13 protein-coding genes are annotated in these 11,762 nt (G+C 56.3%); 11 read left to right on the forward strand and 2 right to left on the reverse strand.

Annotated elements, in window-relative coordinates; translation table 11 throughout:
• The first annotated feature begins 158 nt into the window (after positions 1-158).
• The 9 genes from H0484_RS09865 (at position 159) to iscX (ending at position 6,254) form a co-directional block, all read left to right on the forward strand.
• On the forward strand, positions 159-650 hold the full coding sequence (locus H0484_RS09865) for a low molecular weight protein-tyrosine-phosphatase (protein ID WP_226954456.1): 492 nt from the start codon (positions 159-161) through the stop codon (positions 648-650).
• A 135-nt stretch (positions 651-785) separates the two neighbouring features.
• Positions 786-1,304: a Fe-S cluster assembly transcription factor gene (locus tag H0484_RS09870; protein ID WP_226954399.1), complete on the forward strand. Its 519-nt coding sequence runs from the start codon at positions 786-788 to the stop codon at positions 1,302-1,304.
• Positions 1,305-1,341: 37 nt separating this feature from the next.
• On the forward strand, positions 1,342-2,556 hold the full coding sequence (locus H0484_RS09875) for an IscS subfamily cysteine desulfurase (protein ID WP_226954400.1): 1,215 nt from the start codon (positions 1,342-1,344) through the stop codon (positions 2,554-2,556).
• 24 nt (positions 2,557-2,580) lie between these two features.
• Complete coding sequence (gene iscU, locus H0484_RS09880; protein ID WP_226954401.1) at positions 2,581-2,964, forward strand: Fe-S cluster assembly scaffold IscU; 384 nt, start codon at positions 2,581-2,583, stop codon at positions 2,962-2,964.
• Between the two features lie 3 nt (positions 2,965-2,967).
• On the forward strand, positions 2,968-3,291 hold the full coding sequence (gene iscA / locus H0484_RS09885; RefSeq protein WP_226954402.1) for an iron-sulfur cluster assembly protein IscA: 324 nt from the start codon (positions 2,968-2,970) through the stop codon (positions 3,289-3,291).
• Position 3,292: 1 nt separating this feature from the next.
• Positions 3,293-3,826: a Fe-S protein assembly co-chaperone HscB gene (gene hscB, locus H0484_RS09890; RefSeq protein WP_226954403.1), complete on the forward strand. Its 534-nt coding sequence runs from the start codon at positions 3,293-3,295 to the stop codon at positions 3,824-3,826.
• A gap of 2 nt (positions 3,827-3,828) precedes the next feature.
• Positions 3,829-5,694: a Fe-S protein assembly chaperone HscA gene (gene hscA / locus H0484_RS09895; RefSeq protein ID WP_226954405.1), complete on the forward strand. Its 1,866-nt coding sequence runs from the start codon at positions 3,829-3,831 to the stop codon at positions 5,692-5,694.
• Between the two features lie 27 nt (positions 5,695-5,721).
• Positions 5,722-6,063, forward strand: a complete 342-nt coding sequence (gene fdx, locus H0484_RS09900) for an ISC system 2Fe-2S type ferredoxin (RefSeq protein ID WP_226954406.1) — start codon at positions 5,722-5,724, stop codon at positions 6,061-6,063.
• Positions 6,063-6,254: a Fe-S cluster assembly protein IscX gene (iscX, locus tag H0484_RS09905; RefSeq protein ID WP_226954407.1), complete on the forward strand. Its 192-nt coding sequence runs from the start codon at positions 6,063-6,065 to the stop codon at positions 6,252-6,254. Before fdx ends, iscX begins: the two co-directional genes overlap by 1 nt.
• Positions 6,255-6,363: 109 nt before the next feature.
• Here the strand turns inward: iscX and lysS are convergent, their stop codons facing one another.
• Both lysS and prfB read right to left on the reverse strand, forming a co-directional pair.
• Positions 6,364-7,887 (reverse strand): lysine--tRNA ligase, encoded by a 1,524-nt coding sequence (lysS, locus tag H0484_RS09910; protein WP_226954408.1) that lies wholly within the window; start codon positions 7,885-7,887, stop codon positions 6,364-6,366.
• A 3-nt stretch (positions 7,888-7,890) separates the two neighbouring features.
• Positions 7,891-8,995 (reverse strand): peptide chain release factor 2 gene (gene prfB, locus H0484_RS09915; protein WP_226954409.1). Its coding sequence is split into 2 segments (ribosomal slippage): positions 7,891-8,913 and positions 8,915-8,995, totalling 1,104 coding nucleotides; the frame shifts between segments, so codons are not numbered across the junction.
• Positions 8,996-9,299: 304 nt separating this feature from the next.
• Between prfB and ahpC the strand changes: the two genes are divergently transcribed.
• On the forward strand, positions 9,300-9,863 hold the full coding sequence (ahpC, locus tag H0484_RS09920) for an alkyl hydroperoxide reductase subunit C (protein ID WP_226954410.1): 564 nt from the start codon (positions 9,300-9,302) through the stop codon (positions 9,861-9,863).
• Between the two features lie 127 nt (positions 9,864-9,990).
• Positions 9,991-11,577 (forward strand): alkyl hydroperoxide reductase subunit F, encoded by a 1,587-nt coding sequence (gene ahpF / locus H0484_RS09925; protein WP_226954411.1) that lies wholly within the window; start codon positions 9,991-9,993, stop codon positions 11,575-11,577.
• Positions 11,578-11,762 lie beyond the last annotated feature (185 nt).

Consider the following 11,762-nt stretch of genomic DNA (forward strand, 5'->3'; position numbering starts at 1 on the left):
CTTATCGGTTTGTGTTGATGCGTCCGCATAGTAGCGGCGAGCTTGAGGACTGGCGCATTCCAGATCAGTTGCCGCCATATATTGCTGCGTTGCGTAAACGTCGTTTATCCGAGGAAAAAGGTTGCCTTATTGCGGGTTTTCCCTCACAATCTGACCTCATTATGACTAAAGTACTTTTCATCTGCACGGGTAATATCTGTCGCTCACCGAGCGCGGAAGGCGTATTTCGTCATCTGGTCGATGAGGCTGGTTTATCCGGCCAGGTCGAGGTCGACTCTGCCGCTACCCACAACTTCCACTTGGGCGAAGCCCCCGATGCGCGTGCGCAGGCGGCTGCTCGCAAACGTGGCTACGATATTTCGGCCTGTGTGGCGCGTCAGATACGTCCCGAAGACTTCCGAGAGTTCGATCTGATACTCTCTATGGATTGGGAAAATCTTTCGGCGCTGCAGCAAATGTGTCCGAAGGTCTATCGGCACAAGCTTATGCTGCTGATGCGTTTTGCCAACGAATTCGAAGAAGCCACTGTGCCCGACCCATACTACGGTGGGGTAGAAGGCTTTGGTAAGGTGCTCGATTACATCGAAGACGCCTGTCAAGGTGTGCTCGAGGTCGTTCGTAAGCGCGTGACCCAGTACCAGGCAGCCTAAAAAAGGGCTCAGCCCGCCGCAAAAAAACCGGGTGGTTTTGTACCGCGCGGTTTTTTTTTACCGAGTAAGTCTACCAATATGGTCGGGTATAAGTTATACTTGAGTTAATTACTCGGGTATAACCAGGGAGTCCCCATGCGCTTGACTACCAAAGGCCGTTTCGCCGTTACCGCCATGATCGACTTAGCTTTGCGTCAGCAAAGCGGGCCGGTGGCGTTATCGGCTATCAGCCAGCGCCAGAACATTTCCCAGTCCTATCTAGAGCAGCTGTTCGGTAAGTTGCGCAGGCACGAGCTGGTGGGTAGCGTTCGTGGGCCGGGTGGCGGCTATTCTTTGGCGCGCCTGGCTCGCCATATTACAGTGGCCGACATTATTTTGGCGGTAGATGAACCGCTTGATGCCACCAGCTGCGGCGGCAAGGAGTCCTGTAATGTGGGTCGCTCCGGTCAGTCCAGCAAGTGCATGACGCACGAGTTATGGACCACCCTGAACCAAAAGATGGTCGAGTACTTGGATTCCGTCTCGCTGCAGGACCTCGTCGATAAACAGCGTATGCGTTTGCTGCACGATGCCTCTGCGAGTGTGCCGGTTAGCGCGCCACGCGAAACTGCTCGTCCCGAGCAGGCGCGGGCAGCCTCCCCGCTGGCTATCTGAACCCGATCATTGAATTCGTATTACGGAGCACTCAAACATGACCACACGTCGTCCCATTTATCTCGACCATGCGGCAACTACGCCCGTCGACCCACGTGTCGTCGAAGCCATGTTGCCTTGGCTGACCGAAAAGTTCGGCAACCCGGCATCGCGCACCCACGCTTATGGCTGGGAAGCCGAAGAAGCCGTTGAACGCGCTCGTACCCAAGTGGCAGAGCTTATCAATGCCGACCCGCGCGAAATCGTCTGGACCTCCGGCGCCACTGAGTCTGATAACTTGGCCATTAAAGGTGCTGCGCACTTTTATTCGGGTCGTGGCAAGCACATCATCACGGTCAAAACAGAACACAAGGCAGTGCTCGACACCTGCCGTGAGCTGGAACGCGAAGGTTTCGAAGTCACTTACCTCGATGTTCAAGACGACGGCTTGATTAATCTTGATGTGTTTCGCGCAGCCCTGCGCCCCGACACCATTCTGGTGTCCGTCATGCATGTCAACAGCGAAATCGGCGTCATCCAGGACATTGAAACCATAGGCGAAATCTGCCGCGAAAAGGGCATCATTTTTCACGTTGATGCGACCCAAGCCGCTGGTAAGGTCGCCATCGATGTGCAGAAGCTCAAGGTCGACCTGATGTCCTTCTCGGCACATAAGGTTTATGGCCCCAAAGGCATTGGTGCTTTGTACGTGCGCCGCAAACCGCGCATTCGCATCGAGGCGCAAATGCACGGCGGTGGTCACGAGCGGGGCTTTCGCTCTGGCACATTGCCTGTCCATCAAATCGTAGGTATTGGCGAAGCCTTCCATTTAGCCAAGCTCGAGATGGACGCCGAGGCCAAGCGCTTGGGCGCACTGCGCGACAGGCTGCTCGAAGGCTTGCAGCAAATTCCCGAGATCTACGTTAACGGCAGCATGGAGCACCGCGTTCCGCATAACCTCAATGTCAGTTTCAACTACGTAGAGGGCGAATCGCTGATCATGGCTGTTAAAGAACTTGCCGTTTCTAGTGGTTCGGCCTGTACGTCAGCCAGTCTTGAGCCTTCCTATGTGCTGCGCGCATTAGGTCGCAACGACGAACTCGCCCATAGTTCGATTCGTTTCACCTTGGGTCGCGGCACCACCGAAGAAGAGATCGATTTCGCCGTTCAATTGTTGGTAGAGCGCGTCGGCAAGCTTCGTGAAATGTCCCCACTGTGGGAAATGGTTCAGGAAGGTGTAGATCTGGATTCCGTACAATGGGCCGCCCATTGATGGGGCCAAACAGGAGTAAGCATCATGGCATATAGCGATAAAGTTTTAGATCATTACGAAAACCCCCGCAACGTTGGGGCCTTCGAGAAAAACGACAGTGGTGTCGGAACCGGTATGGTGGGTGCACCCGCCTGTGGCGACGTCATGAAGCTGCAAATCAAGGTTAACGAAGAGGGCGTTATTGAAGACGCGCGTTTCAAAACCTATGGTTGTGGCTCGGCTATTGCCTCCAGCTCGCTGGTCAGCGAGTGGGTCAAAGGCAAGACGCTGGACGAAGCCCTCAGCATCCGCAACACGCAGATCGCTGAAGAGCTGGCATTGCCACCCGTCAAGATCCACTGTTCCATCCTTGCCGAAGACGCCATCAAGGCAGCCGTGCAAGATTACCGAGCCAAGCATCAGGAGTAAGCCATGGCCATCACGCTCACGCAGAACGCCGCCGATCACATCAGCCGCTACCTCGAAAAACGAGGCAAAGGCGTAGGCTTGCGCCTGGGCGTGCGTACCACCGGCTGTTCGGGCATGGCCTACAAGCTCGAATTCGTCGACGAGCCCGAAGGGCACGATCACGTTTTCGAGCAGCACGGCATCAAGGTTTTTGTCGATCCTAAAAGCCTGGTCTACATTGATGGCACCGAGCTCGATTATGGTCGTGAAGGCCTGAATTCCGGCTTCAAGTTTACCAACCCCAACGAGAAGGCTTCCTGCGGTTGCGGTGAGTCGTTTACGGTGTAATGTGACGGCTGACGATTACTTCGCCTTGTTCGGCTTGCCCGCACGGCAACAGCTGGACGCGCAAGCATTGGAAAAAACTTGGCGAGAGCTGGCGGCTCGGGTTCATCCCGACCGCTACGCTACAGCCAGTGCCGCCGAAAAAAGGGTCGTCATGCAATGGGCGGCCACTATCAACGAAGCTCATCAAACCTTGCGTCACCCTCTGCAGCGCGCACGCTATTTGTGCGAGCGGGCAGGGCAGCCCCTAGAGGCTGAAAGCAATACCCGCATGGCACCGCAGTTTCTCATGCAGCAAATGGAATGGCGCGAAGAGCTGGATCGCGTGCGTGATGACGGCGACCTCCAGGGGCTGCAGACCCTCTTGCAAGAGGTGCAGCACCATGCGCAGCAGCTAGAGTCGCAAGTGACCCGTTTGCTGGACGAGCAGAACGATGTTGCCGAAGCTGCAAGGCATGTGCGCGAATGGATGTTCGTCGATAAGCTGACCCACGAAATCCAGGCGGCACGCTCGAGTGCCGTCCAAACCAAACATTGATTATGGCGTTATTACAAATCTCCGAGCCGGGACAATCCACCGCCCCGCATCAACACCGTTTGGCTGTGGGCATAGACCTCGGCACCACGCATTCGCTGGTCGCCGCCGTGCGCAGCGGTACGCCTGAAGCGTTGGCTGATGCTCAGGGGCGGGTGTTGCTACCCTCTGTCGTTCGTTATCTGGCCGATGGCGAAGCAGTGGTGGGTTACGAGGCTTTGGCGCATCAAGCGTCGGATTCCGCCAATACGGTGGCATCAGCAAAACGATTTATCGGTCGCTCATTCGATGAAGCGCAAGCCGAAGGCGGCCAGCTGTATGTCATGGAGTCTTCCGGGCAGGGCGTGGTTTTGCAAACGGTGCAAGGCGCCGTTACACCACTGCAGGTTTCCAGCCAGGTCTTGAAGGCTTTGCGCGAGCGTGCAGAGGCGGCTCTGGGTGGTGAACTGGTGGGTGCCGTTATCACGGTGCCGGCCTATTTTGACGATGCTCAGCGTCAAGCTACCCGTGATGCCGGTCGTCTGGCAGGCTTGAACGTCTTGCGTTTGCTTAACGAACCCACAGCGGCAGCGGTCGCATATGGTCTGGATAACGCATCCGAAGGCACTTATGCTGTGTTCGATCTGGGCGGCGGCACTTTTGATGTTTCCATCCTGAAGCTGACCCGTGGTGTCTTTGAAGTCATCGCCACACGTGGGGATACGCGCTTGGGCGGTGATGATTTTGACAGTGTGATAGTCGAGCAGGTGCTCGCGACATCAGGGGCGCAGGCCAAGACCCGCGAAGATCAGCGTATCTTGCGTCTCGAAGCCCGCCGTGTGCGTGAAGCGCTTTCCACTGAGCAAAAATTTGTTTTCAAGGCGCTACTGTCCGACGCCGGCCAAGTCGAACTTGAAATTACGCGTGAACAGTTCGAGGTTTGGGCCAAGCCTTTGCTGCAGCGTGCGCAAGATTGTGCGGCTAAGGCCTTGGCCGACGCAGGTCTGGCCCCGGCGGACATCAAGGGTGTGGTCATGGTCGGCGGAGCGACGCGTATGCCTATCGTGCGCCAGGCTGCAGAAAGTTTCTTTGGTACCACGCCGCTGACCGACCTCGATCCTGATCAGGTAGTGGCATTGGGTGCGGCACGCCAAGCTAATTTGCTGGCAGGCAATCGCGAGGCCAACGAAGACTGGACGCTTCTAGACGTCACGCCTTTGTCTTTAGGTCTGGAAACCATGGGTGGCTTGGTCGAACGCATTATTGCGCGCAATAGCACCATACCCGTCGCGCGCGCCCAAGACTTCACCACCTTCAAAGATGGCCAGACGGCGATGAGCATTCACGTGGTGCAAGGCGAACGGGATCTGGTTTCAGAGTGCCGCTCTTTGGCGCGTTTCGAGCTGCGCGGCATCCCGCCCATGGTGGCGGGGGCGGCACGTATACGGGTCACCTTCCAGGTGGATGCAGACGGCTTGCTAGAAGTGAGTGCGAGAGAAGAAAGTACCGGTGTACAGGCTCAGGTGACGGTCAAGCCTTCTTATGGCTTAAGCGATGACGAAGTCGCAGCCATGTTGGCTGCGGGCATGAGTCATGCCGAGTTGGACGCGCAAGAGCGTGCGCTGCGTGAGCAGCAGGTTGATTTGCGTCGTTTGGTCGAGTCTGTGCAGGCCGCCTTGGCTGTGGATGCCGACTTGTTGTCGGCCCAAGAGCTTGAGCAAGTACAGGCTAAGCTTAACGAGGCTGTTGCCGTACTAGAGGCCAACGATGCGCAGGTGGTGCGCGAAGCCGAACAGGCGCTTAGTGCCGTGACCGATGATTTCGCTGCGCGTCGTATGGATCGCAGCATTCGTGCCGCGCTAGCCGGTAAGTCGCTCAATGAACTGAGCTGACACTACAACCAGAACAAGATTTTTCTCATGCCCAAGATTACTGTATTGCCGCACCCCGATGTTTGCCCTGAAGGCGCCGTCATTGACGACGCAGCGGTAGGGACTTCCATTTGCCGGGTGCTGTTAGATAACGATATTCCCATAGAGCACGCTTGCGAGCTTTCTTGCGCCTGTACCACCTGTCATGTCATAGTGCGTGAAGGTTTCGACTCGTTGGAAGAGGCGACTGACAACGAAGAAGATTACCTTGATCGTGCCTGGGGCTTGACGCCTACCTCGCGCTTATCGTGCCAGGCTATTGTGGCTCAAGAGGACCTCACCATAGAGATTCCTCGATATACCATCAACCATGCCAAGGAAAACCACTGATGCGCTGGACAGACACCTACGAGATCGTGGACGGCTTGATTGAAGCTCATCCTGATGTCGACCCTTTGACTGTGCGTTTTACCGACTTGATGGCATGGGTCATGGCTTTGCCAGGGTTTGATGACGTCGAGGAAAACTGTAGCGAGCGCATCCTTGAGGCGATTCAAATGACCTGGATAGACGAGCTGTAACGCTGGTTTTCGACAGGGCTCATATCTAAACAAAACAGCCGCTGGCCATAATAGGCAGCGGCTGTTTTGTTTAGATGCCGGGAGCGGGTGCAGCCCGGCATCTTCTGACTTAAACGTCTTCAGGCCTGAGGTGAGGAAAGAGAATCACATCGCGGATGCTGGGGCTGTTGGTCAGCAGCATGACCAAGCGGTCTATGCCGATGCCGCAGCCGCCGGTGGGGGGCATGCCGTATTCCAGAGCTCGAATGTAGTCAGCGTCGTAATACATGGCTTCTTCATCGCCGGCGTCCTTGGCTTGTACCTGGGCCAGGAAGCGGGCAGCTTGGTCTTCTGGGTCATTCAGCTCGGAAAAACCATTGGCGATTTCACGGCCTGAAATAAACAGTTCGAAGCGCTCGGTAATGTCGGGTCGTGAGTCGGATGCCCTTGCCAGCGGCGAGACTTCTACCGGATAGTCGATGATGAAGGTCGGTTGCCATAACTGGGACTCCGCCGTCTCTTCGAACAGAGCCAGCTGCAGGGCGCCAATGCCTGCACGCGCCAAGGTGGGGCCGTTGGCGTCCACGCCTTTCTTGCGCAGTTCGTTGCGCAGGAAGGTTTCGTCCTGCAGCTGAGCCTCGTTGTATTCCGGGGCGTATTTCAGGATGGCCTGTACCGTCGTCAAGCGCTGGAAGGGCGTGCTCAAGTCGATGGGCTTGCCTTGGTAGTCCAGGACGGCGCTGCCGGTGGCGGCAATGGCGGCTTCGCGGATCAGCGTTTCGGTGAAGTCCATCAGCCAGCGGTAGTCGGTATAGGCCGCGTAGAACTCCATCATGGTGAATTCGGGGTTGTGACGCGGGCTGACGCCTTCGTTGCGGAAGTTGCGGTTCAGCTCGAATACGCGCTCGAAGCCGCCGACGATCAGGCGCTTGAGGTAAAGCTCGGGTGCAATGCGCAGGAACATTTCCATGTCCAGGGCATTGTGATGCGTTACAAAGGGCTTGGCTGCCGCGCCGCCTGGTATCGGATGCAGCATGGGCGTCTCGACTTCGAGAAAACCAGCTTGTTGCATATGGGCGCGCAGGCTGCCGATGGCTTTGCTGCGAGCGATAAAGGTCTGGCGCGTTTGCTCCGTCATGGTCAGGTCGACGTAGCGTTGGCGGTAACGCAGCTCTTGGTCGGAGACGCCATGGAATTTGTCGGGCAGGGGGCGCAGCGATTTGGTCAGCAAGCGCACGCTTTGTGCATTGACGGAGAGTTCGCCCTTGTTGGTCTTGAAGACCGTGCCTTCGACGGCGATGATATCGCCGATGTCCCACGACTTGAATTGGCTGTAGCTCTCTTCGCCGACGGTGTTGCGTTCGAGGAAAACCTGAATGCGGCCGGTGCCGTCTTGCAGTGTGGCAAAGCTGGCCTTGCCCATGACGCGCTTGAGCATCATGCGACCGGCGATCTTCACGGGAGTGGCTTGGCTTTCAAGCACTTCTTTATCTTGCTCGCCATGTTGTGCGTGCAACTGGGCGGCACGAGCATCGGGAGCAAAATCGTTGGGAAATGCGCAGCCGGCTTCGCGCAAAGCATGCAGTTTGGCACGGCGCTCGGAGATCAGACGATTTTCGTCGGTGACTGCCGGGGTAGGCTGAGGATCGGTCATGATTTAAACGCCTTGCTTGAGGCTGGCCTGGATAAAGGGATCGAGGTCCCCGTCCAGTACCTTCTGTGTATTGGAAATTTCAACGTTGGTGCGCAAGTCTTTGATGCGGCTTTGGTCTAGCACGTAAGAGCGAATCTGGTGTCCCCAACCCACATCGGTCTTGGAGTCTTCCAGCTTTTGCTGCTCGGCCATGCGCTGGCGCATTTCGAGTTCGTACAGGCGAGAGCGCAGCATGGCCATGGCTTCGGCGCGGTTGCGGTGCTGCGAACGGTCATTTTGGCACTGCACCACGATGCCGCTGGGGGCGTGGGTGATACGCACGGCTGAGTCGGTTTTGTTGATGTGCTGACCACCGGCGCCGCTGGCACGGTAGGTGTCTATGCGCAGATCGGCAGGGTTGATCTCAATCTCGAAGGATTCGTCGATCTCGGGGTAGACGAAAACGCTGGCGAACGAGGTGTGACGACCGCCGGAGGAGTCGAAGGGGCTTTTACGCACTAAACGGTGCACGCCGGTTTCGGTACGAAGAAAGCCAAAGGCATAGTCGCCTTCCACTTTGATGGTGGCGGATTTAAGCCCTGCGACTTCACCTTCAGATTCTTCGAGAATCTCGGCCTTGAAATCTTTGCGTTCGCAATACTTAAGGTATTGACGCAACAGCATGGAAGCCCAGTCTTGGGCCTCGGTACCACCCGCGCCGGCCTGAATGTCAACGAAGCAGTTCAGCGGGTCGGCTGGGTTGTTGAACATACGACGGAACTCGAGTTCTTCGAGTTGGGCACCCAAAGCTTCGCAGTCTTCTTCTATGGCAGCCAGCGTATCGTCGTCGTCTTCTTCACTGGCCAGCTCGAAGAGGTCTTGCGCTTCGGTCAGACCGCTACCCACACGGGTAAGCGTCAGGACGACATTTTCAAGGGTTTTTTTCTCGCGGCCTAGATCTTGCGCATGTTTGGGGTCGTTCCAGACCTCGGCACTTTCAAGCTCGGCATTGACAACGTGTAGGCGCTCTGACTTGGCATCGAAGTCAAAGATACCTCCGTAGGGCCGCCTGACGCTCTGCGTAGTCTTCTAGGCGGGCGGCGAGCTGGTTATGGCGTTCGGCTTCCATAGTTTTCCTGTCTTAATAATGGCTTAAACTTGAAGAGAGACCAACACTACGCCTTTTTTGCTAGGCGTGGGGCCTTGTCTTCTAGGGGAAACCCACTATTTTAACTGAGGGCCGCATAGGTTTACGCCGTAGCCATTTTCTGTGGCTCCAGCGCATATATGGCAGGCTCTCATCGCCCATGTGTTCAAAAAATGGTCGATAGTTAAAATTTACCAGCATTATTTAATCAATCAATTTTACAAATAGGCTGCCGCTGCCTATACTGACCTTGTTGTTTAATTTTTTAACCCAAAGGAAGACGAACATGTCCCTGATCAATACGGAAGTCAAACCTTTCAAAGCAACGGCCTATCACAATGGCAAATTCGTTGATGTGACCGAAGAGTCCCTGAAGGGCAAATGGTCTGTCCTGGTTTTCTACCCTGCTGACTTCACTTTCGTGTGCCCCACCGAACTCGAAGACCTGGCCGAAAACTACGCCGAATTCCAAAAGCTGGGCGTCGAGATTTACAGCGTCTCCACCGACACCCACTTCTCGCACAAAGCATGGCACGACACCTCCGCCGCTATCGGCAAGGTCAACTACCCCATGCTGGCTGACCCCACCCACGTTCTGGCACGTAACTTCGACGTTCTGATCGAAGAAGAAGGCATCGCACTGCGCGGCACCTTCGTGATCAACCCCGAAGGTCAAGTCAAAGCCCTCGAAATCCACGACAACGGCATTGGCCGCAAGGCATCCGAGTTGCTGCGTAAAGTTCGCGCTGCTCAGTACATCGCTGCTCACCCCGGCGAAGTTTGCCCCGCCAAATGGGAAGAGGGCGCTGAAACGCTGAAGCCTTCGCTGGATCTGATCGGCAAGATCTAAGCGCTAGCCCGTTTTGCAGTATGACATCGGCGGGTCAAAAGTCCGCCGATGTTCCCCAGGGGCCAACCGTGCCACCTGACCGGATGGCCGGTGTGTCAGAAAGCAACCTTCAAAAGAGAGAATCAATATGTTAGATGCGAGCCTCAAAACCCAATTGCAAGCCTATCTCGAGCGCGTCACGCAGCCTATAGAGCTGGTGGCCTACCTTGATGACGGCGCCAAGTCGCGCGAACTGCGCGAGCTGCTCAACGAGATCGAACAACTGTCCGGCAAAATCACACTTGCCGAAGGCAATACCGAGGGCGCACGCGTCCCGTCCTTCGATATCAAGCGCGTTGGTACCGATATCAGTGTCCGCTTCGCTGGCATCCCGCTGGGTCACGAGTTCACGTCTCTGGTTCTCGCGCTGCTTCAAGTGGGTGGTCACCCCATCAAGCTTGAAGAGTCCGTCATCGAGCAGATTCGTAACCTGCCTGGCGATTATCATTTCGAAACCTATTTCTCGCTGTCGTGCCAAAACTGCCCCGATGTCGTGCAGGCCTTGAACACCATGTCGGTGATCAACCCACGCATCCGTCACGTGGCTATCGACGGCGCATTGTTCCAAAAAGAAGTCGAGGCACGTCAGATCATGTCCGTGCCTACGATGTTCCTCAACGACGCGCAGTTCGGCCAGGGCCGTTCCGGTGTCGAAGAGATCCTGGCCAAGTTGGATACTGGCGCAGCAGGTCGTAAAGCTGAAGAGCTCAACGCTCGTGAGCCCTTCGATGTGTTGATCGTTGGCGGTGGTCCAGCGGGTGCGGCGGCGGCTGTTTATGCGGCGCGCAAGGGTATCCGTACGGGTGTGGTGGCCGAGCGTTTCGGCGGTCAAGTGCTCGATACCATGGCCATAGAAAACTTCATTTCCGTCAAGGAAACCGAAGGGCCCAAGTTTGCGGCGGCGCTCGAAGAACACGTTCGTGCCTACGACGTAGACATCATGAACTTGCAGCGTGCCACCAAGCTCACTCAGGGCGACCTTATCGAGATCGAACTCGAGAACGGTGCAGTACTCAAGGGTAAGACGGTGATTCTGTCCACCGGTGCCCGCTGGCGCGAAATCAATGTGCCCGGCGAACAAGAGTACCGTGGTCGTGGTGTGGCTTACTGCCCTCACTGCGATGGCCCCTTGTTCAAGGGCAAGGCCGTGGCTGTCATCGGCGGCGGTAACTCGGGTGTAGAGGCTGCAATTGACCTGGCCGGTGTGGTTCGCCACGTTACCCTCATCGAGTTCGGCGAGGCTTTGCGTGCTGACGACGTGTTGCAGCGCAAGCTGCGTAGTCTGCCTAACGTAGACATCATCGTCTCTGCCCAAACTACCGAGATTCACGGCGATGACAAGAAAGTCAACGGCTTGTCGTACAAGGATCGCGTCTCTGGCGAAACCAAGCACGTCGACCTGGAAGGAGTGTTCATACAGATTGGTCTGGTGCCTAATACCGAGTGGCTGAAGAACTCTCCCGTTAAGCTGTCACGTCACGGCGAGATCGAAGTCGATGCACGTGGCCAAACGTCGGTGCCGGGCGTGTTTGCAGCCGGTGACGTCACCACCGTGCCTTACAAACAGATCATCATCGCTGCGGGTGAGGGTGCCAAGTCTGCCCTGAGCGCTTTCGATCATTTGATCCGTACTTCGGCTCCCGCCGAGCAAGCTGCGGAAGCGGTTACGGCTTAAGCTAGCGCAGGTCTGCCAAGGCTGTCTGGCAACTCATTCAGAGCGGCCAGACAACAAAAAACCACTGGTTTTTCAACCGGTGGTTTTTTGTTGTCTGGGGGGACGGTGTGTGACGGCAAATCTCCCAGGTCTGCCCATGCATGCGCTGCGCTGTGTAAAATCCTTGGTTTCTGAACCTCTCCCTT

Origin of the sequence: Mesopusillimonas faecipullorum (assembly GCF_020539505.1) — a bacterium.
Taxonomy (GTDB): domain Bacteria; phylum Pseudomonadota; class Gammaproteobacteria; order Burkholderiales; family Burkholderiaceae_B; genus Mesopusillimonas; species Mesopusillimonas faecipullorum.